The organism is Bacillota bacterium, from assembly GCA_013177945.1.
In the GTDB taxonomy this organism is placed as follows: domain Bacteria; phylum Bacillota; class DSM-12270; order Thermacetogeniales; family Thermacetogeniaceae; genus Ch130.
Map to the genome: position 1 here is coordinate 28,744 of JABLXW010000007.1, position 23,830 is coordinate 52,573.

The 23,830-nt window shown below is 58.4% G+C and carries 26 protein-coding genes and 1 riboswitch; of the genes, 2 read left to right on the plus strand and 24 right to left on the minus strand.

The window, feature by feature from the left end:
- Positions 1-236: 236 nt before the first annotated feature.
- From HPY58_04560 to HPY58_04595, 8 genes are all read right to left on the minus strand, one after another.
- Complete coding sequence (locus HPY58_04560) at positions 237-713, minus strand: metallophosphoesterase (GenBank protein NPV28924.1); 477 nt, start codon at positions 711-713, stop codon at positions 237-239.
- Positions 691-1,326 carry an XTP/dITP diphosphatase gene (locus HPY58_04565; GenBank protein NPV28925.1) on the minus strand — a complete coding sequence of 212 codons (636 nt, stop codon included), beginning with the start codon at positions 1,324-1,326 and terminating at the stop codon, positions 691-693. Before HPY58_04565 ends, HPY58_04560 begins: the two co-directional genes overlap by 23 nt.
- Positions 1,280-2,044 carry a ribonuclease PH gene (gene rph / locus HPY58_04570; protein ID NPV28926.1) on the minus strand — a complete coding sequence of 255 codons (765 nt, stop codon included), beginning with the start codon at positions 2,042-2,044 and terminating at the stop codon, positions 1,280-1,282. Before rph ends, HPY58_04565 begins: the two co-directional genes overlap by 47 nt.
- A gap of 51 nt (positions 2,045-2,095) precedes the next feature.
- Positions 2,096-2,659, minus strand: coding sequence for a TRZ/ATZ family protein (locus HPY58_04575; protein NPV28927.1), 564 nt, complete (start codon positions 2,657-2,659; stop codon positions 2,096-2,098).
- On the minus strand, positions 2,652-3,512 hold the full coding sequence (locus HPY58_04580; protein NPV28928.1) for a fumarate hydratase: 861 nt from the start codon (positions 3,510-3,512) through the stop codon (positions 2,652-2,654). Before HPY58_04580 ends, HPY58_04575 begins: the two co-directional genes overlap by 8 nt.
- A 52-nt stretch (positions 3,513-3,564) precedes the next feature.
- Positions 3,565-4,353, minus strand: coding sequence for an MBL fold metallo-hydrolase (locus HPY58_04585; protein ID NPV28929.1), 789 nt, complete (start codon positions 4,351-4,353; stop codon positions 3,565-3,567).
- Between the two features lie 5 nt (positions 4,354-4,358).
- Positions 4,359-5,216: a glutamate racemase gene (locus HPY58_04590; GenBank protein NPV28930.1), complete on the minus strand. Its 858-nt coding sequence runs from the start codon at positions 5,214-5,216 to the stop codon at positions 4,359-4,361.
- Between the two features lie 132 nt (positions 5,217-5,348).
- Positions 5,349-5,498, minus strand: a complete 150-nt coding sequence (locus HPY58_04595; GenBank protein NPV28931.1) for a hypothetical protein — start codon at positions 5,496-5,498, stop codon at positions 5,349-5,351.
- 362 nt (positions 5,499-5,860) lie between these two features.
- On the opposite strand from HPY58_04595, the gene HPY58_04600 reads away from it, so the two are divergent.
- The gene (locus HPY58_04600) at positions 5,861-6,454 is read left to right on the plus strand and encodes an acetate uptake transporter (protein ID NPV28932.1); all 594 of its coding nucleotides are present in this window, start codon (positions 5,861-5,863) and stop codon (positions 6,452-6,454) included.
- A 104-nt stretch (positions 6,455-6,558) separates the two neighbouring features.
- Here HPY58_04600 and HPY58_04605 read toward each other — a convergent pair whose 3' ends face one another.
- The 15 genes from HPY58_04605 to HPY58_04675 all read right to left on the minus strand — a co-directional run bounded on the left by HPY58_04605 (position 6,559) and on the right by HPY58_04675 (position 21,447).
- Positions 6,559-8,619, minus strand: coding sequence for an AMIN domain-containing protein (locus HPY58_04605; protein NPV28933.1), 2,061 nt, complete (start codon positions 8,617-8,619; stop codon positions 6,559-6,561).
- A 163-nt stretch (positions 8,620-8,782) separates the two neighbouring features.
- Positions 8,783-9,418: a GerMN domain-containing protein gene (locus tag HPY58_04610; protein NPV28934.1), complete on the minus strand. Its 636-nt coding sequence runs from the start codon at positions 9,416-9,418 to the stop codon at positions 8,783-8,785.
- Between the two features lie 77 nt (positions 9,419-9,495).
- On the minus strand, positions 9,496-10,404 hold the full coding sequence (locus HPY58_04615; protein NPV28935.1) for a GHKL domain-containing protein: 909 nt from the start codon (positions 10,402-10,404) through the stop codon (positions 9,496-9,498).
- 131 nt (positions 10,405-10,535) lie between these two features.
- Positions 10,536-11,015, minus strand: coding sequence for a hypothetical protein (locus HPY58_04620; protein NPV28936.1), 480 nt, complete (start codon positions 11,013-11,015; stop codon positions 10,536-10,538).
- A gap of 112 nt (positions 11,016-11,127) precedes the next feature.
- Entirely contained in the window at positions 11,128-11,637 is a 510-nt protein-coding gene (locus tag HPY58_04625) for a hypothetical protein (protein ID NPV28937.1), read from the minus strand.
- A gap of 16 nt (positions 11,638-11,653) precedes the next feature.
- On the minus strand, positions 11,654-11,791 hold the full coding sequence (locus HPY58_04630) for a cyclic lactone autoinducer peptide (GenBank protein NPV28938.1): 138 nt from the start codon (positions 11,789-11,791) through the stop codon (positions 11,654-11,656).
- Positions 11,784-12,428 (minus strand): hypothetical protein, encoded by a 645-nt coding sequence (locus HPY58_04635; GenBank protein NPV28939.1) that lies wholly within the window; start codon positions 12,426-12,428, stop codon positions 11,784-11,786. The genes HPY58_04630 and HPY58_04635 overlap by 8 nt, the downstream gene beginning before the upstream one ends.
- Before the next feature lie 179 nt (positions 12,429-12,607).
- A complete protein-coding gene (locus HPY58_04640) occupies positions 12,608-12,928 on the minus strand; it encodes a DUF503 domain-containing protein (protein NPV28940.1) in 321 nt (106 codons plus the stop codon).
- A 286-nt stretch (positions 12,929-13,214) separates the two neighbouring features.
- Complete coding sequence (locus HPY58_04645; protein NPV28941.1) at positions 13,215-14,138, minus strand: tetratricopeptide repeat protein; 924 nt, start codon at positions 14,136-14,138, stop codon at positions 13,215-13,217.
- 296 nt (positions 14,139-14,434) lie between these two features.
- Positions 14,435-14,523: riboswitch (cyclic di-GMP riboswitch) on the minus strand.
- Positions 14,524-14,861: 338 nt separating this feature from the next.
- Positions 14,862-15,320 (minus strand): universal stress protein, encoded by a 459-nt coding sequence (locus tag HPY58_04650; protein NPV28942.1) that lies wholly within the window; start codon positions 15,318-15,320, stop codon positions 14,862-14,864.
- A gap of 70 nt (positions 15,321-15,390) precedes the next feature.
- Positions 15,391-16,674: an ArsB/NhaD family transporter gene (locus HPY58_04655; protein ID NPV28943.1), complete on the minus strand. Its 1,284-nt coding sequence runs from the start codon at positions 16,672-16,674 to the stop codon at positions 15,391-15,393.
- Between the two features lie 227 nt (positions 16,675-16,901).
- Positions 16,902-17,744, minus strand: coding sequence for a polysaccharide deacetylase family protein (locus HPY58_04660; GenBank protein NPV28944.1), 843 nt, complete (start codon positions 17,742-17,744; stop codon positions 16,902-16,904).
- Between the two features lie 327 nt (positions 17,745-18,071).
- Positions 18,072-19,514 (minus strand): HAMP domain-containing histidine kinase, encoded by a 1,443-nt coding sequence (locus HPY58_04665; protein ID NPV28945.1) that lies wholly within the window; start codon positions 19,512-19,514, stop codon positions 18,072-18,074.
- Positions 19,502-20,194: a response regulator transcription factor gene (locus HPY58_04670; GenBank protein NPV28946.1), complete on the minus strand. Its 693-nt coding sequence runs from the start codon at positions 20,192-20,194 to the stop codon at positions 19,502-19,504. The genes HPY58_04665 and HPY58_04670 overlap by 13 nt, the downstream gene beginning before the upstream one ends.
- Positions 20,195-20,328: 134 nt before the next feature.
- A complete protein-coding gene (locus HPY58_04675; protein NPV28947.1) occupies positions 20,329-21,447 on the minus strand; it encodes a glycosyltransferase in 1,119 nt (372 codons plus the stop codon).
- A gap of 194 nt (positions 21,448-21,641) precedes the next feature.
- On the opposite strand from HPY58_04675, the gene HPY58_04680 reads away from it, so the two are divergent.
- Positions 21,642-22,475, plus strand: a complete 834-nt coding sequence (locus HPY58_04680) for an amidohydrolase (GenBank protein ID NPV28948.1) — start codon at positions 21,642-21,644, stop codon at positions 22,473-22,475.
- 141 nt (positions 22,476-22,616) lie between these two features.
- Here HPY58_04680 and HPY58_04685 read toward each other — a convergent pair whose 3' ends face one another.
- Positions 22,617-23,750 carry a hypothetical protein gene (locus HPY58_04685; protein ID NPV28949.1) on the minus strand — a complete coding sequence of 378 codons (1,134 nt, stop codon included), beginning with the start codon at positions 23,748-23,750 and terminating at the stop codon, positions 22,617-22,619.
- Positions 23,751-23,830: the final 80 nt, after the last annotated feature.

The window sequence follows — 23,830 nt, forward strand, 5'->3', positions numbered from 1 at the left end:
ATGATTAAAAGTCTACATACTATAAGTAGCAATCCAGGCATCCACGAGACCTCCGCAGGACCAAAAGAGCTACATGGGTAATGGTCAGCACAAACCGCCGCACAGAGAAGACGCGCTCCCTACAGGTCAGGGGATGCTGGACGATCTTTATAAACTTTATAAAGCTATAAAGCTCCCGGCAGCGTTCCGAAATTTTTTCCCTGACATTTTTACTGACGCCTGACACCGTTTAATTTTCAAGGCAGCTCAAAAATTTCCACGTTGTAGCCGGAAGCCTGGAATTCTAAAACTGCATAGGTGGATTTCTCCTGGAGCCGGGGCCGGGCGATGCTCCCGGGGTTGAGGAAATAAACCCCCTCGATCTCCCCGTGCTGGGCGACATGGGTGTGCCCGAAAATCACCATCTCCGCCCCAATCTCGCAGGTGCGGTAATAGAGGCGCAGCAAACCATGCTTGACCCCGTACAGGTGGCCGTGGGTCAGGTAGATGCGGCGCCCCCGAATTTCCAGAACCTCCTCCACAGGCCCCAGGACGCTCCTGTCGCAGTTTCCCATAACGGCCTTCACTTCAATCCCGAACACCTTTCCCAGGTGGAGGGCGTCCCGGTAATAATCCCCCGCATGGACCAGCAGATCAACCGCTCCCATTTGCGCCACGGCCCTTTCTGCCCTCCTCAAATCACCATGCGAGTCACTTAAAATCCCGACCCGCATCCCCTGCCTCCTTTCTTTCATCCAGCAGGCGGACAAGAACATCACGCGCCAGGCGCAAGGCCCGGGCGCGGTGGCTGATCTGATTCTTCACCTGGGGCCCCAGTTCCGCAAAGGTCTTCCCCAGGGAGGGAACGAAAAAAAGGGGATCGTAGCCAAAACCGCTCTTCCCCCGGGGGAAGAAGGTTATTCTCCCCTCGCAAACTCCCTCGCTCAGAAACTCCTCCCCCCATGGGGTGACGACGGCGATCACACAGCGAAAGCGCGCCGTCCGCCTGTCGAAGGAAACCCCCTCCAGGGCGGCCAGGAGCTTTCTGTTGTTGGCTTCGTCATCGCCGCCGGGCCCGGCAAAACGGGAGGAGCGGACCCCGGGCGCCCCTCCCAGGTGATCCACCTCGAGCCCGGAGTCGTCTGCAAGGGCGACCAGTCCCGTCGCAGCAGCAACGGCGCGCGCCTTCAAAAGAGCGTTTTCCCGCAGCGTGGAGCCCGTCTCCGGAATTTCGGGGAGGCCGGGAAAGTCCGCAAGGGAAAGGAGCTTCACGGGAAGGTCCGCCAGAAGCTCCCGAAATTCAGAAATCTTGCCCGGATTCCGGCTGGCAATCACGATCTTCTGCATGGATTTCACCCAGCAGTTCTTTTTGGAGCGCGATGAGCTCCCTCGTCCCCCGCCTTGCCAGGTCCAGGAGCAGGGAGAGTTCCTCGCCGGTGAAAGGCCTTCCTTCGGCAGTCCCCTGGATCTCCACAAACTCTCCGCTTCCGGTCATCACGACATTCATATCAACCTCGGCGCGGGCGTCCTCCTCAAAGGAGAGATCGAGGCACAGCTCCCCATCTACTTTCCCCACACTTACGGCGGCAACATAGTCGCGCAGGGGCAGCTCCTCCAGGAGCCCCTGCTCCCGGAGGAGCCGCAGGGCATCTACAAGGGCCACGAAGGAGCCGGTAATCGCCGCCGTGCGCGTCCCCCCGTCGGCCTGAATGACGTCGCAGTCGATCCAGATCGTTCGCTCCCCCAGCTTCTCCAGGTCCACGACGGCCCGGAGAGAACGGCCGATGAGCCGCTGGATTTCGCAGGATCTTCCGTTGAGCCTCCCCCTCGTAATGTCCCGCGGGGTTCGCACCGAGGTGGAGCGGGGAAGCATGCTGTACTCGGCGGTAACCCACCCCTTCCCTTCCCCTTTGATGAAGGAGGGAACCTTGTCCTCGATGCTGGCGGTGCAGATCACCTTCGTGTCCCCCATCTCGATGAGGACCGAACCCTCGGCATACTTCAAATAGTGACGCCGGATGCGGACGGGGCGTAATTCCCCGGGCCTTCTTCCATCAGGGCGCATCAAAACCAACTCCCAATCTTTGTTATCCCAAGTTTAGCACAAGAACGCAATTTAAGGAAGAAGCTTCCGGTACCGGGCGGGGCCGCTTTCGTAGAGATTGCGGCCCCGGCTGTCGATGGCCACGATGACGGGAAAGTCCCTGACCACGAAGCGGTAGACGGCCTCCGGGCCCAAATCAGGATAGGCAACCACCTTCACCTCTTTGATGCACCGGGAAAGGAGCGCGCCCGCCCCTCCCGTCGCTGCGAGGTATACCGCGCCGTATTTCTGCAGGGCCGCAACCACCTCCGCGCTCCGGTTGCCCTTCCCAACCAGCCCCCGCACCCCGTAAGCCAGGAGGGGTGGGGTAAAGGGGTCCATGCGCCCGCTCGTGGTGGGGCCTGCCGCACCGCAGACCCGTCCTGGGGGTGGAGGCGTCGGGCCCACGTAGTAGAGGACCTCACCCCTGAGGTCAAGGGGGAGCTCTTCCCCCTGCGCCAGGGCCGCCGCAAAGCGCCGGTGCGCCTCGTCCCGCGCTCCGTAGAGCACCCCCGTCAGCAGGAGCCGCTGCCCGGCCTCCAGCTCCCGCGCTGCTGCCGCCGTGAAGGGAACCTTGAGAGAAACGGGCTCATTCATCCTCTTCCCCTCCCCAGACCCAGGTCCGGTGCCGCGCCGCGTGGCAGCTGATGCTCACCCCGACGGGAAGGCCCGCGATGTGCGTGGGGTATGTTTCGATGTGAACGGCAAGGGCGGTAACCGTCCCCCCTAACCCCCCGGGCCCAAGGCCGAGGGCGTTCACCGCCTCCTTGAGCTCCGCTTCCAGTGTCGCCACTTCAGGGTCGGGGTGGAAAGCCCCGAGCGGCCGCAGGAGAGCGCGCCTGGCAAGGAAAAGTGCCTTCTCCGCCGTCCCCCCCAGCCCCACTCCCACGACCACAGGGGGGCAGGGGTTTGCCCCGGCCTGCCTGACGGCAGCAGTGACGAATTCCTTCACGCCCTCCCTCCCGGCAGTGGGCCTCAGCATCCCCAGCGCGGTGCAGTTCTCGCTTCCAAAACCCTTCGGCATCACGGAGAGGCGGAAGGCAGCCCCTGGCACGATCTCGTAATGGATGACAGCAGGAGTATTGTCGCCGGTATTGACCCGGCGCAGGGGATCGGCCACCACCGACTTCCGCAGGCAGCCCTCCCGGTAGCCTCTCGCCACACCCCGGTTAATAGCATCCCCCAGGCTGCCTCCTGTAACTCGAACCTCCTGCCCGATCTCCACAAAAACCACCACCAGGCCGGTATCCTGGCAGAGGGGAATCCGCTCCTGCCGGGCGAGAGCGGCATTCTCCAAAAGATCTTTAAGAATCATGCGCCCCAGAGGTGATTCTTCCTGCTCCAGAGCCGCTGCAAGGGCGGCTTCCACATCGCAGGGAAGTTCAAAGCTGGCCTCCTGGCAGAGTTCTGCAACCCTCGCCTCGATCAGGTCTGCAGTCAACTCCCGCACTTTTCACCCTCCCGCACCCCAAAATGGGGCAAAAGATTTCAGGCAAAAGATTTTAAAAGAAGACGGTCAGCCCCTCCCGCGCCAGCAGGAGATCCCCGGCAAAAACCGCCCGCGCCTCCCGGTAGGTGACTCTTAAATCATGTTCGGGCCAGAAGTGGGTGAGAAGAAGCCTCTTCACGCCGGCAGATGCCGCCAGCAGGCCGGCCTCCCTTGCGGTGAGGTGGCCGGAGACCCCCAAGCCCCGGTCCTTTTCCTGCAGGGTAGCCTCGCAAACCAGCAGGTCGGCGCCTCCCGCAAACTCCACCAGAGCCTCGAAAAACCCCGTGTCGCCGGTGTAGACCAGGGTCTTTCCCTCGTTTTCGAACCTTACAGCCAGATTCGGCAGGGGATGGTCTGTTAAAAGAAAGGAAACCCGCCCGCCGGATGCCCCCTGAAAACAATTCCCCAGCAGCTCCCCCAACGGAACGGCAAGGGAAGACCTGCAGGCTTCGGGAGCAATCCCTCTGAACTCCAAAACATCGGGGTAACTCCTCCAGGTTTCCGCGTCTTTTTCAGGCGCCAGGGGAGCGATCAGGGGGAGGGGAAGGGACCGCGACCCCTCCCGGCGCGCCCCGGCAAGGGCATGGCGGAGGCAAAAGAGATCGACGTAATGATCGGGATGGAAATGGGAAATGAAAACCGCCGTCAGCTCCCGGAAATCGGTGCAGCGCCGGAGCCAGGCAAGGCTCCCGTTCCCGCAGTCCAGAAAAAGGGAAAGGTTTTTCGAAACAAGCAGGTAGCCCGGGCAGGCCCCTCCTGCCGCAGGATAGGGAGCCCAGCAACCCAAAACCGCAAGGTACACCGGAATCACTCACTTCCCGGAGAACTCTTCCCGGTAATAATTTCCCGCCTTTCCTCGTTCAGGTTAACCTGCTCGACGGTGAAAGGAAAGCCGCCCAGAAACTGCCGCCCGGCAGTATAAAACGAACGCGGCGAGCCGCTTGCATAAAAGCGGTGCCTGGGGTTCCGGCTGCTCCGGCTGCTCCCCTCTCCTCCGAGGAGAGCGACGAGTTCCTTTACCGTTTCCTCGGCGGGATCCACAAGCTTCACACCGGGCCCCAGGATTTCGGCGATCACGGGAGCCAGAAAGGGGTAATGGGTGCAGCCCAGCACCAGGGTATCGATTCCTGCCCTCCGCAGGGGCTCAAGATATTCGGCGGCAGCCTCACGGGCCTCGGGGGTGTCCAGTTTTCCCGCCTCCACAAGAGGGACAAAACGGGGGCAGGCCTGCATGAAAACCTCCACCCCTGCGTCGAAAAGCCTCAAGGCGCGGGGATAAGCGCCGCTCCGGACGGTGGCTTCTGTGGCAATGACCCCCACCCTTTTATTCTTCGTCGCCTCCAGCGCAGCCTTTGCGCCCGGTTCCACCATGCCGAGGATGGGAAGATCGTATTTCTCCCGCAAAAAGGGGAGGGAAACCGAAGAACTGGTATTGCAGGCAGCAATGACGACCCTGGCCCCCAGCCCGATCAAAAAAGAAACAATCTGGTCGCCAAATTTAATCAGTTCCCGGGGAGAGCGGGAGCCGTACGGAACATGAGCCGTGTCCCCGAAATAGATTATTTCCTGCTCAGGAAGGTGAGAAAAAATGAGCCGGGCCACGGTCAAACCCCCCACGCCGGAATCAAAGATTCCAATCGCCCGCCCCGGCTGCGAACTTCTCATCACAACCAGCTCCCTTTCAACTTGCCTTCCGCCGTCCAAATGCCCCGCCCTGCCCCGACCCTGCGTCCTGTAATGCCATTCTAAAGCAAATTCTTATAGATTATATCATAAAAATTTTTTAAAAAGCTCTCTTTACAAAAAACTCCTCCTCAGTTTATAATGGTGGATATACACCCCGAAAAACCACCCATCTTCAACCGGATTTGCTCCTTTCTCACCAGGAAAAGACATCTCTCCAGAACCCAATCCGGGGATCGCTCCAGCAGAAACCTCATGTTTCATCTTCCGGCTTCTTCTTGTTTTCGCCAGGCTTCCTTGAAATTTTTAGCAGCTGCACCACGCTGCCGCCCCTGCGGGGAGGTGGAAGGGGTATTTTGTTAAGTTGAGCCAACTTCAAGCGTTCAGCAAAGGCCGGGCGGGGAGCTTGCAGATTAGATGCCCGTGAGGGTTATTCTTTATTAATCTCACCGGAAAGCCCCCTCTAGAAAGACAGGGGCACAAAGGACGGCTGGGACAGGACAGCCCGAAGCAGCGTCTGCCGGAGAGGCCCGGTCGATGAGGCAGGAAACCCCTTTCGGGAGGAGGGGGTGGTTCCCCAAGTTGGGAGGTCTTTTCATTTAGGCGGTAAAGGGGGTTAAGACAGTATGTGTGAGCAAAACACCGTCAGGGCCGAAGTGAGCCAGGTCGCGGCCACCGCCGATCCCGCTCCGCTCGGACTCGGCGGGTTCGCCCTGACAACTTTCGTGCTGAGCATGTCCAACGCCAAGTTTGTTGTGGGCGAGGCATTCCTGGGGCTCGCCTTTTTCTACGGGGGACTCGCCCAGCTGCTGGCCGGAATGCAGGAGTACAAAAAGAACAACGTCTTTGGCGCGACTGCCTTCTCCACGTACGGGGCTTTCTGGATGTCCCTCGCCTTGATGACTTTACTCGTAGCGTGCGGCGTCCCCGTAAAGTGGGGCGGGTCGCTCACAGGGATCTTCCTGATCGGCTTCACCATCTTCAACACCTATATGTGGATCGGTTCTTTCCGGGTAAGCGTCGCCGTCTGTGCAATCTTCACGACCTTAGAGATCACCTTTATCCTGCTGGACCTGGCAGAATTCGGCCTGATCTCCAGCGTGCCCGGAGGAATTATGGGTATTATCTGCGCCTTCACTGCCTGGTATACTTCAGCAGCAGGAGTCCTCAACACTGTTTATAAGCGCACCGTGCTGCCCGTAGGTCCCTTGAGCAAATAAAACCTTTCCCCAGCCCGGCCTCAAAATAAAACCCGGCCTCCGGCTTCTTGCCCGAGTGCCGGGTTTTTTTGTCCGCGAAACGGAAAAAGGGCGCGGCAAAAAAGTTATTCGGTGAGAAAGCGGACGATCCCCCGGGCGATGGCTGCGGCAGCCTGCCGCTGGAACTCGGGATTGGCGAGCAGCTGCTCCTCGGCGGGATTGCTGAGGAAGGCAACCTCCACCAGGGCGGCGGGCATCGCGGTGTACCTCAGCACCGCGAAATTGGCTTCAAAGATCCCGGCATCCCGCAGCCCCAGGGCCCGGACGAGCTCCTCCTGGAGCAGCCGGGCCAGGTACAGGCGTACCTCCCGCTCGGGGCCGGGTGTGGTGTCTGGAGGGGCGTAGGTATAAGTTCCTGTCCCTCCGACAGCCGCATTGGAGGCAGAGTTGGCGTGAATGCTCACAAAAACATCGGCCTGGCTGGCGTTTGCCTTATCGGCGCGCTCCCGCAACTCTACTTCCTGATCCCCATCCCTGGTCAAAACCACCTCAAGACCCTGCTCCCGGAGCGCCTCTGCCGCCAGCAGGGCAATCGCCAGGTTGACGTCCTTTTCCCGGATGCCGGAGGGCCCGATCGCCCCGGGGTCGCGCCCCCCGTGCCCCGGATCGAGAACCACCCGGCGCCCGGCCAGCCCCGAAATTCTGATCCTGATCAGAAGCTCCCGGGCACCGGCGCGGGGCTCTGCTGTAAAAGAAGCACCCCCTGCCGCCTCCACCACGAGGCGGACCACATCCGGCTGGTACTGCCCGAGGCGCGCCTCGCCAGGCTCCGGGAAGTTCGCCTCCCTTTTCCAGCCCAGCAGAGCGGGGTGCAAAACAAAACCAGAAAAATCGAAAACGAGCCGCCGCGGACTGCGCAGGGTAAAAGCACGGTAGGCAAGGGGGGCCGTCCCCCGCAGGGTGATCAGAAAAGTTTCCCCTTCGAGAGCGGCTTCCGCCTGCAAGATCTGATAAGGGATGACCACCCGCAACTCCCCTGCAGCAGGCGTTTCCACCTGGTAAAAAACAGGCAGGGGGTTTTCTTCGAAAAGAAGCTCCACTTCGGCAGCGCCAGCCTCACCCTCAGGGAAACGGGTGACAACCTGCTCCAGCCCGGCTTCCCGGACATCTATCTCCAGGGGAGAGCGGACGACCGTAACCCCGGGGACGGTTACGGTCAGGCGCCGGGGGTTTTCCTTCTCCTCCCACTTGCAGGCAGCTTCTCTATTGACCGATAGGGTGACCACAAGCCGCCCCGGCTCCCGCCCCACCTTCACCTCAAGCGTAGAGGGCTCGTCCCGGCTGGGGGGTGGTGCTTCGTACACCTGAACCAGCCAGCCGGCAATCCACCCTCTTTTTCCCTGAAATTCTACCTCGTACCAGTTGCTGCTGCTGCGCGCCCGCGCCCGGAGGACATCTCCGGCGCGCACCTGGCCCAGAAGAGGGTAACCGGTCCCCGGCCCCGACCTGATGTTGACGATCTCCTCTTTTACCACCAGGTAAACCGAAACAGGAGTGATTTCCTGCCCACCCCGGGCGCGGCCCACCATCACGGCCGCCTCCGCCCTCGTAATGGAGCGGGTGGGGCGAAACGTCCCGTCGGGATAACCCCCCAGGATCCCCTTCGATACAAGCGCGGCCACCGCGGGGCGCGCCCAGCTCTCGATCTTCCCGGCATCGGCAAACCCCAGGCTTTCCCTCCCCTCCAGGCGAAGCAGCCTCGCCAGAAGACAGGCTGCCTCCTGGCGGGTGACGGCCTTTTGGGGCTTGAAGCTTCCGTCGGGGTAGCCCTGGGCATAGCCGGCCTCCAGGGCAGCCTGCACCTCTCGGGCAAACCAGTCTTCAGGTTTCACATCTTTGAAAAGGGCCCGCGCCCCCTGAGTTGACTTCACGTGGAAAGCGGCGTTGACCAGCGTTACGAACTCGGCGCGGGTCACCGCCCGGTCGGGCCGGAAGGTCCCATCCGGGTACCCCTTCAGGTAGCCCCCGGCAACCGCCTTCTGAATCTCCCCGGCCGCCCAGTGCCCCTCCAAATCGGCAAACCCCCCGGCAAAGGCCAGGGGTGTGATCGCAAAAAAGCAGCTCAGAACCACGGCCCCTAAGAAGAAAAGAAAAAGGGCCGCCGGTGTCAGGAAGCCTCTTCCCACCGGGAGACCCCAGTCAAAATTTTTTCGCCCATTTTTCGACGCGGACCCTGCCATCCGAACCCACCCTTGCTGCATCTTGCTTGATTTTTTTGCAAATGGCGATTTCGACACCAATTTCCAAATTTCCTGCCGGAAACAAGGGTGGGAAAAAATAAGTTATTTATTAATTTTTAACAAAGGTCAGATTCCGGAGCAGCGGTTCATCCACGGGGATGTGGCCGGCCAGGGTTTTGCGGAGCTGGCCCTCCACCAGGATCCTGACCCTTGCCACGGTAGGGAACTCCGTCAGGGTATTCACAACCGCGTAAACGGCCAGCGCCTCCGCCTTCGGATCCTGCCCGGGGATTTTTGTGGCTGCCCGGTTTAAATCAACAATGCACAGGCCGTCAGGCCTGATATTCAGGTCCCGGACCTCCGTCCCGGCCGGGAGGCTCGGCCTGAGATCCTTGCCGGCAGGCCCCGCGCAGAGGGCTTCCAGCGCCGCCCTTGCGATGCCGGGAACCTTCACGACCTCCCGGGTTTCCCGGATAAGGTAGCGTCCCGCCTGGTCCGTAAAATAAAGAGTCACCTTCGTTTTTTCCGGCCCCTCCGGAGGGGCACCCAAATCCTCGGGGAGCAGATCCGGCAAACTCTCCGACTGCGCCGGGGCGCGGCCCTGCTTCATCCCCCGCAGCCTCTCGGCCAGGTCGCACCCCCCGGTGGCAAGCAGGGCAAAGAGCAATCCTGCCAGTACCAGGAAACCCAAACGCAGCCTCGCGCTCCGCCTCTCCTCCTCCCGCAGCTGCTCGAAATTCCTCATACAAACCCTCCTTCCTTTAAATGGTTGTCCTTCCTGGATCATCCTATGCCCGGAAGGAGGATTTTATGACTGCGGATTCAAGCCGAGGGGAGTTCAACACGGCTGTAGGAAAGCCTGGGAAAACAGAGGATAAACGAGGTCCCCTCCTCTTCGTTGCTCTCCACCCAGATCTTCCCGCGGTTTTTCTCAACGAGATTCTTCACAATGTAAAGACCGAGCCCCTCTCCCTTTCCGGCTTTTGTGGTGAAGCCTTTTTGAAAGATCTTGCCCAGATACTCGCGGGGAATGAGGGGGCGGAAGTTTGTGATCCTGATCACATAAGCGTTCTGCTCCTCTCTCATTTCAAAATAAATGCGCCGCTGCTCCGGGGGAACTGCCTCCACCGCGTCCAGGGCATTGTCGATCAGGTTCCCCAGCACCCGTGAAAAATCAAGAGGGGAAATTCCGAGCAGCATCAAATCGGTTTTTAAGTCAACGGCAAAGGAAATGCCTGAGGCCTCAGCCTGGGCTATCTTGCGCATAAGCAGCCCCGCAATCTCGGGCCGGTGCATTAAGGTGTTGAATACCTTTGAAGATTTTTGAATTTCTTCGTTGACCTGGCTGATGTAATCCTCGACGACGTCGCTTTTCCCCACCTGTATGAGGCCGTAAATCACCTGGAGGTGGTTCAAAAAATCATGGCGTTGCGCCCGCAGCATATCCACCATCTGCCGGGTTTCCTGGAGGCGAACCCGGTTGACCTCGGCCTCTGCCTGGGCGCGCACCAGCTGCACTACGTTCCTGAGCATAAATATTGCCACCAGGCTGAAAAATCCCCCGGCGGCAACGTAAAAAGCGGCTAAAGCCGTGAGTGCCCGTTCCTGCAAAAGATCGAAAACATTCCAGAATTGAAGCACCCCGAAAAACAGAACAAGAAAGGCCTGCGCCAGAATCACGTTGAGGAGCAGGATCGCCCGCCGGTCGAAAGGCAGCTTTACACTTCCCATCGCTTCGCTCCCAAAACAAAAATAACAACCATCCCGGTCTCAGCTTAAAAGAACCCATAATTTCGCTTGCGGACTGCTTGCTGGTAAATTACGACAAGCTCTCTGAAAATCCTGCCTTATCTTGATAATACTTATAGTCTCCCCATCGCACCGGGATCGCCTGTTTCGAACTGGAAGAGCTGGAACTTATAGAGCCTGCAAAGCAAGGCGAGAATGCCCAGAGGGAGATCCTCCAGGAGCCCAAAAAAGAAACGTAAAACCGGGTTCTCCAGCACTTCTTTAAAATCCCAGCCCAGGAGCAAGACCGCTCCGAAAACGGATGCGGTTCCTGTGAGCAGGAGCAGGGTGAAGCTGAGCAGGCCCGCCGCGCTGGCAATTCCCCACGGCACCGGCAAGGAAAAGCGCAAAAAAAGGATCAGGACAAGAGCCCCGATTACAGTATGAGCACCTATGGGAATGTAATGAAGATCGGTGAGGCTCCGGATGAGAAACCCCGCCACCCCCACGACAATTCCACCCCAAAGGGTTTTTCTCCAGCCCGGCGCAAATCCCAGCAGGCTGGGGCCCATATAAAACAAAAGCGCTCCCTCCACCAGGGCGTTGAGCAGCATTCCGCCCCCTCCCCTTGCGAAGTTTGTTCTGAAAAGCTTCTCAACGGAATCTGGCGCTTTAAACGCAAGTTGGGACCCGGCTTCCGGCCGGGTCCCAACTTCTTGCTCTTTTTCACTCTTTTTCTTCTTCTACGCTCGGAAGCTCTTTGAGTTCCCTCTTCAAATCAATGAGGTGAAACCCCGTCAGGGCGCAGACCAGGGCAAGGACGACAACAGGGAGCTCCACCAGCCAGCCCAGCAAAATGTGCAGCCATACGTCGGCCAAAATCTGGTCGATGCTCATTTTAAACAAGCCTGTTACAGGAACCAGCAAGCAGGCCTCGGACAACTGCACCAGGATGAAGCCCAGCAGGGCGGCAACTGTTCCCACTCCCCACTCGATCCGCGCGACATAGCGGTACAGGAGCACCATCACCAGAATCATCACAAGGGTATGGGAGCCGAAGGGGATCCCGGTGTAGGCATAGAGCCCCCGTAAAAGGTAAACAGCAAGGCCAGATACAACACCAATTACGAGCAAACGGAAAAGGGGTATCCGCAGTCTTAACAGAGAAAGAGAACAATAAGCCATCAGGCTTCCTTCTACCATATGAAGAAAAAAGAGCACCCTGAGATCCTCCACAAAGCCGCCTCCCAAGCTATCTATTCTTTAACACCTCCGGCACTTTAGGTTGATAAAAGGAGAGGGTACACAAGGGGCCAACAAAACCGGCAGCGACAACCGAAAGCGCCAGGGCGGTGAAACCTGCTGCCCAAACAGCCAGCTTTTTAAGCATCTCCTTCCCTCCTTTCTGAAAAGAGCCTTCCCACGCCTTTTTCCAGGCGCGGGAGGAGCCGGCAGGCAACCGGCGTCAGGGTGAAGAGCTGCCACCATAATCCCAGGGTGCTTGCAAAAAGAACCTGCCGGAGGAAAACCTCTTCCTCCGGCAGGAAACCTCTCCAGGTCAGGCCGGGGGCTGCAGCTGCAACCGCCAGCAGGGTCCAGCCCGAAACCACGTATTTTGCGACCCTCTTCTTTGAAAGCTCCTCTTCCAGGGAGAAGGACCGCGCCGCGCAGCCGGCCGGAGCGTAAAGGTGAACAAGCAAAAAGCCGGCGGGACCGGTCAGGAGCACAATGAAAAACAAAACCCGGAGGCTCACCGCAATTCCCGCCTCCTGCGCCGCGAGGCCGATCAGGGTAAAAACAGCCCCCCCGAAGAGAGCGCAGAAGTAAGGATTTGAGGCGTGCACGCCACCGGCAACGGCCCGCAGGGCCGCCCCGGTAAAAGCGGCCGCAAGGACAAGGGGAACAACCCCTGCCGCCAGGCCCCCCAAAAGGAGCACCGCCAGGCTCAAGAGAGTGCTCAGAACAACCTCCAGGCCGTAGGTGAGAACCGGAATTTGCGCCTCAGGAAGGTTTAAAACTTTTGCCAACCCCGCGCTGATCCTGCCGGAAAACCGGTGCATTCTTTTCCTTCCATCCTTCTCCACACATGATAATTTTTTGAAGTATACGACATTAATTCCAGTTATTCCTCCTTTTTTATCTGAAAAATTTGCAAAATATTTCGTGTTTTTTCGACTTTTTGAGACCGCGCCCTGCCTTTCGCAGGCTAAATGATTTCGGTTTGATAGCTGATGATCTGGGCATGGTTCTGGTTTTCGAGAAATTTCACCACCGCGTTCAAAACCTGATAAGCGTGGCTCTGCTCGTTGCTCACAGAGACGAAGGCCACGGTTGCCCGCTGCCAGAGGTCCTGCTGGTCCACCTCGGCAATCGAGACGTTAAAGCGCGCCCTGATCCGGTCAAGGATGCTCTTTAAAACACGCCGCTTATCCTTGAGGGAAGCCGCCTCCCCCAGGTAAAGCTCGACAATACAAACCCCCACTGCAACGTGGGCCGACTCTCCACCCGGCACCGGAAAACCCTGCATGTTCAGAACCTCCTTGCTCTCTCCCTGCAAAGCTGGAGCGCTCCGGCTTATCTGTAGCCGGCAGCGGCTTTCTGCACGCACCCCTGCCCCTCCAGTTAGTATAACCGGCGCAGACCAGGGATTCAAGCCTCCCGGCCTCACCGCCCCCTCCCCTTCCTGCAATTTTAAGTTCCCCGGCCAAAGCCTTTCCTCCCTTCCGGCCGGACGGATTGAGCGCGCAGGAAAGGCTCCAAAAAACAAAAAGAGCCGGGCACCCCGGAGAAAAGGTGCCCGGCTCTGTTCCTGCCTACTGCTCGTTGACCGCTACCACCTGGCCGTCCTCGAACCAGTCGACGCTGGCACCCAGGTTTTCGCTCACGAAGCGGAGCGGGATGACCGTCCGCCCGGGCGGAACCACCCTGGCGGGCGCGTCGAGGGCCACCCTCTGCCCGCCGACCTCAGCCTCGGCGCGGCCCACACGCAGGACTACCGTCTTCCCGTCGGCCGGGTTCGTGATGGTGACCACGCCGTCTTTGTAGTCCACCTCCAGACCCAGAGCCTCTGCTATCGCCCGGACAGGCACCATGGTGCGGCCGTTCTCGATGAACGGCTCGGAGTCGAAGGTGAGCTTTTTGCCGTTCACGAACACCTTGACGCCTTTCCTGCCCGCTTTCTCGTAGAGTTCGCCGATTTTCCTGTACAGGTCCTCATCTTTCGGCTCAACGGTGAGAGCCTCCTCCATGTCCTCCGCCGCTTCCTCTACCATGCCGAGCTCCTCTTTCAGGATGCCTTTGTAGGCGTACACGGCACCCGGCACGGTCTCGGGTGATTCAAGCAGCTTCTCCAGTTCGGCCAGCGCCGCCTCGCGGTCGCCCTTGGCCCTGAAACACTGGGCCAGCAGCACTGCTACTTTCGCCGTGGGGTGCGTCAGCAGCCCCTCCAGCTTCTTGAGTGCCTCAATGGCCTTGTCGTACTCCCCGACGTTGCGGTAGGCCACCGCCAGCTTCCAAAGCAGCTTCGTGTCGTCAGGCTCTTCCGCCAGCTTGCTTTCCAGTTCGGCGATGCGCTTCTCGAGGCCCCTCGCCCCCGGCTCAGCAAATTCTCCGTTCTCAAATTCGCCGTTTTCAAATTCCCCGTCACCTTCGGCGATCTCCTGCTCGAGCCTCTGCTCCACCCTTATCCGCAGTTCGTCGCCCTCGTTGCGCGTGCGGGTCTGTACCTGCTCCTGCACCTGGAGCTGGGCCAGGGCTCGGGTCTGCACCTGCTCTTGCGCCTGGGATTGAGTTTGCACCCGAACCTGTCCTTTGCCTGCCAGCGCGGGCCCGGCGAGCATGAACACAAGGAACAGTGCCAGGACCGCACTCGCCGCTCTTTTAAGGTTCTGCACAAAAACCGACCTCCTTCTCACATGGCCTGTTTCAGAAACTCCAAAACGCCTGCTTTAGAACTCTCCAGAAACAAACCTGGCCGACCACCTCCTCCTGATGGGCGGCCGGCTGCCGAAGGGAATTGCTGCCTTCCGGTTTCCCCAGCAGCCGGGCTGCCATAGCGAATCAACCGCTTCAGGCCCCTTGGCTTTGCGCCCCCGGCTTTCGCCGGGTTTGCCCTTGGTGGGGTCCTTCCCTCTACCAGCAAATACGAAGCGTTCCCCTTTTTTCGGAGGGTCTCTGTTGAAGAACTGAAAAAGTACCTGTGAAAAAAGAGGTCCTGGGACCTTATCCGCCTGGCTGTGGCTCGAACCGGAAAGAAAGACTTTTATCTGGGAGATGGTTTTGGTGGAAATTCAAGAGCGGACAAAAACTGCTCCAGTATTTAACCGACACCCCGTCCTTTGCGAAACCAGCCTTGCGCGCACCGGGCAAAGGTGCCGCCGCGCCTCTTCGAGTTCTTCCTGCTCGTTTAAGGAGGAGGAGCGGCGGCGGAAGTTCCTGCCAATCGCACCGGCTGAATGCTTTTAGGTTTTCTTCTCCCGAACCACCAGGACAGGGCAGTGAGCGTAGCGCACAACGTACTCTGCGACACTGCCGATTAAGAGGTAGGTGAGGCGGGAATAACCGTGTGACCCGACGACGATCAGATCTGCGCCCTGTTCCCGCGCCCAGTCCACAATGACCTGGCGGGGGCTCCCGCTCAAGACAGCTCCGCCTACGTCACTGAGGCCGGCCTTTTCAGCAAGCCTCACAACCTCGTCTACGGCGCGGTCTCCCTCCTCCTGCAAAGTCTCCAGCGCAAGGTACTGGTAGGCCCCCAGGTGAAAGGCGATGTGGGTATTGACGACGTAGATCACCCGCAGCCGGGCGTTGCTCAGGCGGGCTAAGGAAATGGCGTGGCGCGCCGCGTGCAAAGCCGTGGCGGAGCCGTCGGTCGCGGCAACAATCAGCCTGTAAGAAACCCCATTCTGGTCTTCAGACACGGGCAAACCTCCCCCAAAGTATTCTCCTCCATTTACTTCGCTAAACAACGGTTCAGTCCTTCACCTGCGCTCAATGAAAATGGAAGACCAGAAGGTACAACCAGGAAATCAGGATTGAAACAAGCATGAGCGGGAAGGCCACCTTAAAGAACCTGATAAAAGAGAGGGTCAACCCGTTCCGCTCCGCCAGCCCCGCAACGATTACGTTGGCAGCGGCACCAACAATCGTTCCATTCCCGCCGAGGCATGCACCTAAAGCAAGCGACCACCAGAGGGGATTGAGGTTTGCAATCCCTCCAAAGTGCCCTATTTCCTGGATTAGAGGAATCATCGCCGCCACAAAGGGAATGTTGTCGACAACGGAGGAGGCGAGGGCCGAAAACCATAAAATGAGGGTCCCGGTTGCCAGCACCCGGCCTTTTGTAAGCTCCAAAGCGGCCCGTGCCAGCTCCTCAATAATCCCCACCTTTTCGAGCGCCCCTACGATGATGAAAAGCCCCGTGAAAAAGAAAATTGTCGGCCATTCCACGCTGAGGAGCACATCCTCAATTTCTTCCCTGGCGATGAACAGCAGCAGCACCGCCCCGGCGAGGGCAATCGAAGCGGTTTCTATATTAAGCAGACCATGCAGGAAAAAGCCTAGGATCGTCAAGCCGAGCACGATCAGGGACCGGCGCATCAGCCTGCAGTCTTTGATCTGGGCGGCGGCGTCGAATGTTTTCACCTTTTCTTTCAGGTGCTCTTCTATAACGAGCTCTCTGCGGTAAATCAGCCAGATGAAAAATAAAGTGACAATGAAAACAACGAGGGCCACGGGGGCGAGGTTGATGAGGAAGTCAAGGAAGGTGAGTTTTGTGGCGCTTCCGATCATGATGTTAGGGGGGTCTCCGATCAGGGTGGCAGTCCCTCCAATGTTGGAGGCCAGGATTTCCGTGACGATGAAAGGGACCGGGTTCAGGCCGAGTTCGTACACGATGGAAAAGGTCACCGGCACCACAAGGAGGACGGTCGTAACATTGTCAAGAAAAGCGGAGGCAACCGCAGTCAGGACCGCAAGACCTGCCAAAATCCGGAAAGGCTCCCCCTGCGCAAGGCGCGCCGCCCAGACCGCGAGGAACTCGAAAACCCCGCTCCGCCGCGTCACCCCGACGATGACCATCATCCCCACCAGGAGGCCAATGGTGTTAAAGTCTATGGCGTGGACAGCCTCCTCCTGCGTGAGCAGGCCGCTTGCCAGAACGGCCATTCCTCCAGCAAGGGCGGCCACCGCCCGGTGAATTTTCTCCGTAACGATCAGGCCATAAACCAAAACGAAAATTCCTGCTGCCAAAACAACCGGCCATTCTCCCGCCATTTCTCCCGGCCCCTTTCAGCGCGAAAAATCCCTGCCACCGAATCAAGATCCTATCAGAAATTTCCCGTCTCGACAATATTCTGTCAAATTTTACCCAGCAGCAATTACGGTCTGGGCTATTCGCCCGGCGGTGCGCTTAATGCCATCACCACTTGCTGGGTTTCCTGGTAAAAACACCCGGGCCGAAAGCTTTTTAAAAAGTTTGAGGCAGCGGCCCTGCCCCCTTTTTATTCTTTCCACCGGGGACACCAGGCAGTCGGCTGCCTGTGAGGGAGACGAGCAGCCAGAACGGCATACTGAATGGACGCGAACAGGCACCGGGGGGAAGAATGCCCGGGCGCCGCATTAATCCGGTAGAGGCGCGCCGGATCCTGACGCTGCTTGTTCATTCCTTCCAGAACGGTAAACATGTAGCGAAAACCGGCAGCACGCAGTACTCTGATCAGGCATGGATCGTAGGCGCCATAAGGAAAGGCAAAATAAGGAGTTTCGTGGCCGAGTCTCAACCGGACTGTTTCCTGAAAGCGACGGCCGTCGGCGAGCATTCGGTTCTCGTATTCTTTTTCCGTTTCCTCATGCCGCTGCCGAAAGTCGTAGATGCGGGCAACCGTCGCCGGTCTCACGAGACGGGAGGACGTAAGCACACCGTAGTGTTGATTGTAGGTATGCCCGCCAATGGTCACCAGTCCGCTTTCCTCCAGCGCCTGTACCTGGGGCCAGGTAAGGAAAGCCGGTTTCGTTCCGATATACTCCCCTATGAGAAACACCGCTGCCGGGGCGCGGTGCTTTTTGAGTACAGGCAGAACATATTGATACATTCCCCTGTACCCGTCATCGAAGGTCAAGACAACGGCATTTGGAGGGACCGCCGCCCTCCCTTCCAGAAATGCGGCCAAAAGCGAAACCGGGATGATCCGGAACCCTTTCTGCTCGAGAAACTCCAGCTCCGCCTCAAACTGCTCCGGTGTAATGGTCCCTCGACCCGAGTGGGGGCTCACATTATGGTACATTAAAACCGCGACCGCATCCCTGTAATAGACCGGGGCAGGGGGATTTTTTTTCGGTTTCACCGGTTCCAGGGGAGATCGTTGAACGGAGGGCTTCAGAGGTGCTTCACCGCTCCCGCTGCCGCCCCCGTGCAAAGGAGACCGGTAACTATGGAGAAACGCCGCAATCAAAAAAACTGATAAGATAAAGCCGCTCATTGCGAGCTTCCTTTTTTTAATTGAACCCCTTGCCATTTTTTCCTCCATTTAGTCCATAGTAACAAGATTTTAATGAACTTGATTGAATCTCAAACTTGATTGAATCTCATTCCGTGTGGCGGGGTCATTTCGCTCGTTCTTCCCGGGTCGCGAGCCCTGACTTAAGAGCGAGGCCCCATCTCTACGGGATGATCACGATTTAGGAGGTTGGGCGGCGCTGGACGCAAGACGCTGACTGGAAAGAGGGAGAGAAAGGCAAAATGTTGTCCCTCCGCCTGCCTGGCTGAAGACCGCAATGTCGCCACGGTGGGCCTCTACGATTAATTTGCTGATCGCCAGCCCCAAACCGGTGCCCCCTCCCGTGGCATTACCCCTGTAAAATCTTTCAAAAATAAAGGGGATCTCCCCGGGCGGAATGCCGGGGCCCTGATCCGCGACAGCCACCATACCGCTGTTTTCCTCAACTTTGCCTTCCACCTCGACCCTCCCTCCGCCGGGGGTGAACTTCAGAGCGTTGTCCAGAAGATTTACCAGAACCTGGATCAGACGCGCCCGGTCCCCCTGCACGATGGCGGGCTTTTCAGGTAAATTGAGCAGCAGAACCACCTTTTTTTCCTGAGCCAGTGGAAGCAGAGATTCGGAAGCCTCGCGGCAGACCTCCCAGAGATCCAGAGTTTCCCAGTGATACTCCATCTCTCCCGCCTGCATCCTTGCCATATCGAGCAAATCGTTTGTAATCCGCGCCAACCTCTGCGTCTCCCGGTAAACCTGAGAAAGGTAGTACTTTTGGTCTTTTTCCGGAATCGTCCCGTCTATAATTCCCTGAATGAAGCCGCTGATAGATGTTAAAGGAGTGCGTAATTCGTGGGAAACGTTGGCAAGAAACTCCTGGCGGTTTTTTTCAATGAGCTCCAATCTCCAGGCCATCTCGTTTAAAACCTCTGCCAAGACACCAATCTCATCGCGCCTTTCCATTTCGAGACGCTGGCTGAAATCCCCCTGGGCGAATTTCCTGGCAATTTGCTGCACTTCTTCCAGCGGGTGGGTGAAGTGGCGCGCGGCAAAATAGACAACGGGAGTTGCAAGCGCCAGCACCAGCAGCGAGGCAAGCCAGATGAGGCTCAAAGTTTCGCCAAGGAGCGCCTTTACATTGCTGGCCGCAGTATAGGCAACAAGGGTTGTCTGCCGGGATAGAACGGAGAGGGGGGAAGAGACGACAAGCAGCTCTAAATCAGGGCTCCCCGGCACACCCAAGATGGCTGCCTTCTGGCGCCCGGCCCGGGCAAGAACCTGTTTTAAAAACCCCGGATCGGAACTAATTCCCGCAATCCCGCGCTCCGTGCTGACAAGAAGGGAGTTCCCGCGAAAAACAGCAAGATGCACCCCCGAGGAGCGATCGATGATCCTGAGGGCTCTCTGCCAGTTCTTTTCCGAAACTTCTTGCCTCACCATCCTGGTCGTAACCTCCTGGGCCTGGGCGACCACATCCCAAAGCAGCTTTTCGTGCCGGCGGAAAACGTAGCCTCGAAAAAACCATAGCAGCAGGAGATTCATGATCAGGACGACGCCAATCGTAACCCCCAGTTCTATCAGCAGGAGCTTCCCAAAAACACTCCTTATTTTTACTTCTCCCATTTTTCTCCATCCTCGATCTCGAATTTGTAGCCGACACCCCAGACGGTCTTGATCTGCCAGGGCAAATCCGGTCTTTCAATTTTATCCCGCAGGCGGTTGATGTGGACGTCAACCGTCCGGCTCGTTCCCGCGCTGATGTGATAGCCCCAAACCTCTTTCAGGAGATATTCTCTGGTAAAAACCCGGTTCGGTTGCGAAACCAGCACCCAGAGCAACTCGATCTCCTTGGGAGTAAGCTCCACCGGCTGTCCGTTCACCTTCACCTCATAGCGCATCAAATCAACCCGGAGACCCGGCACGGCAACCGGACCCGGGGGACCGGTTTGCTTGCTGCTCCGCTTGAGAACCGCTTTGACACGGGCGAGAAGCTCCAGGGGATCGAACGGCTTGACAACATAGTCATCGGCGCCAAGATCGAATCCCCGGAGTTTGTCGGTAATCTGACTCTTTGCCGTGACAATAATAATCGGAACCCCCGTCTCTGCTCTGAGTGCCCGGCAGACCTCCCAGCCGTCTGCCTGGGGAAGCATCAGATCGAGAACCACCAGGGCGACGTCCTCTCGTTTTACCTGGTCAACTACCCCGCTCCCTGTCGGCGAGACGATGACCCGGTAGCCCTGATTGGCCAGGTAAAGCCTGATCAGTTCTGCTATGTTCTGATCATCTTCAATTATCAGGATGGTTTTTTCTAACGATGTCAAGGGTCTCCTCTCCTGCTCCGGTTACCTGTATTGCCATAAATTTATTTTACTTTTCTCCTGCCGCTTGTTAAAGCATACCACTTAATTAAAGAACACCGAATAGCTTCAGAAAACTAAAGCCCGGCCTCGGCCAGCCTGGCAATGGCTGCAGCACCCCGCGCTGCCGCGCCCGGAGGCTGAACCAGTCTTCCCTTTTCCCGCATCTGTTCCCGAAAACCATCCGGTGCGCTCAGCAAAAACTCCACCTTTGCCAGCAATTCGTTGTTGCCATAAGCTGCCAAAGCCGCTCCTTTTTGAACAAAATAGGAGGCATTTGCCGCTTCCTGCCCTCCCACCCAGCGGTGGATAAGAACCGGTAAACCCAGCGCTGCGGCTTCCGCGAGGGTGAGAGCGCCTGCTTTGGTAATGATTAAATCTGCAGCTGACATAACCGGCGCCACCCTCTCCGTGTAACCGATAATTTTAAAATTCGGGCAGCTCCCAAGTTCTCTGCTTAGTTTCCTGTATAAACCGCAATCCCTGCCCGTAAGCACAACCACCTGCAGCTCATTCTGAAAGCGGAGCAGCTCCCGCGCCACCCTGCCCACGTCACCGAGGCGGGCATAACTGCCCCCCGCAACAAGAACCACCGGAAGATCGTTTCTCAGTCCTAAGGCGGCACGCGCCCGCGTCCGGTGTACAGGCTCTTCAAATTCCGGGTGCACCGGAATCCCAACAGGGAGGATGCGTTCAGGCGGCACTCCCCGCTTTTCCAGGGATACCTTGACGTCACCGGTCGCCACCAGGTAAAGATCTACTGCAGGGTGGCACCATTCGGCATGAACAGCAAAATCGGTAATCACCATCACAAGGGGGAACTTCAGTTTTTTCCTTATTTTGATTTCGCCACAGATCCGGCCCGGGGTCGGGAACGTAGCCACGACCACGTCAGGCATGGCGCGCAGCAGCCTCTGCATGGTCGGGAACCCCAGGTAATCCGACAAATAACAACCTGAGCGAGGCTCCGGCTTATCCGTGAACCGGTAAAACCAGTCGTAAAAAAAGGGAGCTTGGGACACGCATTGAAGATAGAAGACCCGCATCAGGGCATCAAGAGAGGGGTGAAGAAGGTGGACAAAGTCGGAAACCTGGACTTCCCAGGCGGGATTTCTTTTTTCGATTGCCGATTTTAAAGCCCTTGCCGCGCGCCGGTGGCCCTCCCCGTAGGGCGCGCTCAGGATCTGCACGAGCATAATCTCACCCGATCCCTGCAGCTGAGAAACAGTAGATGGTGCAAGAAACAGTTTATACCAGAATTGGTAACAAGAGTTTAAACAAAATGTAAACAGTTTGTAACAAGGAAAAGGGTTTTTTTAAGGTAGGCAGAATAAATTCAAGCAAAGGGGTTATTCGGAAGAGTGATCCGGCACACTTAGGGGGGAGAGCCATGAGAATCGACGTCCACGTGCATATCCTGTCTCCGGATTTCATCCGGGACATCCAGAGGAACCTGGAACGGGACGCCCACTTTAAGCTGCTTCACGAGGGTCCGAAAGCCAAATTTGCAACAGCCGAGGACGTCCTGGCCAATATGGAGAAAACGGGGATCGACAGGTCCGTAGTGTTTTCCTTCCCCTACCGCGACCTGGGGATGTGCCGGGAGGGGAACGACTACATCATTGAAACGGTGAGACGCTACCCCGACCGGTTTATCGGCTTTGCGGTCGTTCCACCCCAGGAGTCGGGGATGGAGCAGGAGCTGATCCGCTGCCGGGAAGCCGGGCTGAAAGGGGCAGGAGAGATCATCCCTGCCGCCGTCCACGTTGACATCTCCGACCAGAAGCAGGTGGGGCGCTTCGCCGGGGTTTGCCGGGAGCTCGACTTTCCCATCCTGATGCACGCAAACGAACTGGTAGGCCACTACTACCCGGGCAAAGGAAAAATGGGGCCCGAACACGCCTACCACTTTGCCGTCAACAACCCGGAAAACAAGATCATTTTCGCCCACTGGGGAGGAGGGCTCTTCTTCTACGAGTTGATGCCGGAGCTTCGGACCTCCTTAAGCCACGTTTACTACGACACGGCAGCCTCCCCCTTCCTCTTCCGGCCGCAGGTCTACGAAGCCGCCCGGCTTGCCGGGGCGCTTCCCAGGGTCCTGCTGGGGAGCGACTTCCCGCTTCTGTCGCCGGCGCGCTACTACAAAGAGTGGGAGCAGACAAACCTCACAGAGGAGGAAAGGGCCGGCATCTGGGGGGAAAATGCGGCCCGCCTTCTTCTTTAAAAGTTCACCTGCTCCCCCTCGCCAGGCAACAGGCAGGGCGCGCTCCCGTACCGCCCCGGCGGCAGACCGCAAGGCTTCACCGGTTTTTATTTTATTCTATATTCTAGCATTTTCCGGGAACTGCGAAAAGTTGACGGCTTTTTACGGCTGCCAGGCAGCGTCTCCGGCTCCGGAAGCAACCTTTTTGGGGGAGGCCGCGTCGGCCCCGGCAACGTAGAGGTCCCACTTGAACCCGTCCTCCCCGGCGGCCTTCGCAAGGAGAATCTTCTTTCCGTCCGGGGAGACCTCGAGCCAGCTCGCCCAGCCGGGCACCTCCGCAAAAGGCGAGGCCTCCCCTGTCGCCACATGCAGCACTTCGTACCTGGGAACCTGCAGCTGGGCCTGGGGTGCGTAGACAAGGGACTCGCCCCCGGGCAGCCACTGCGGATCCCCTGCCGTGGGGGAGAGCACGGCCTTCTTCATCCCCGACTTCCGGTCGAGCAGCCACCAGCAGCTTCCTTCCCCGGCGGGCTCCGCATAGATCAGCGCATACCTGCCGTCCGGAGACCAGAGGGCCTCAACGGGGGCCTCCCCGCTTGCCCAGATTACCTGGCTGAAAAGCTCCTCCGGCTCTCCTCCCGCCGCGGGAAGGGTGACAAGGCGCGCTTTGACTCTCCCTCCTTCCCCTTCACCGGCGGTGATCCAGAAACTGATCCTGTTTTCCCGGGGAATCTGCCGGGGGTGCCACACCCTCTCGTTCCCGCCTTTCCCGGACGTATACAGAACGCGCGCGCGGAAAACATCCCCCTCCTCCCGCGCCACCCAGATCGTGTCCAGGCTCGCCAGGACAAGGGAATCTCCCTCCGGGAGCCAGGCCATCTCCCCCGGCTCCAGGGGAAGGGGACCCTGGGGGCCCAGCACGGGCTTAACCTTCCCTTTGAGATCCAGTACCCCGGCATAGCCCGTTACCCACTCCCCGCTGCGTTCAACTGCGGTCAAGACCGCGATTCGCTCACCGTCCGGCGCCCAGGCCCCCAGCGCCATGCTTCCGGTTCTGCCGATTTTACGCGCTCCTTCCCCTGATGCCCTGACGACCCAGATGCACCCCTCCTGCTCGTAAGCGAGCAGGCGCTCCTCCGGGAGGATCTCCCGTCCCTGCTTAACCGGACCTCCCCGCCCGGGGCCGGCCTCCCGCGCGCCCCGGCACCCGCTCCCTGCAGCCAAAAGCAGCGCGCTGATTAAAAAGCAGAAAAATAAGGACCAGAACTTTCCTCCGTGCCGCTTGCTTCCTCCCAACTTCACCATCTCCTTACAGAATTTCCATTTTTATTCGCCGCCCAAGGTCCAGATCCTGCTTCAACCGTTCTCCCTGGTTC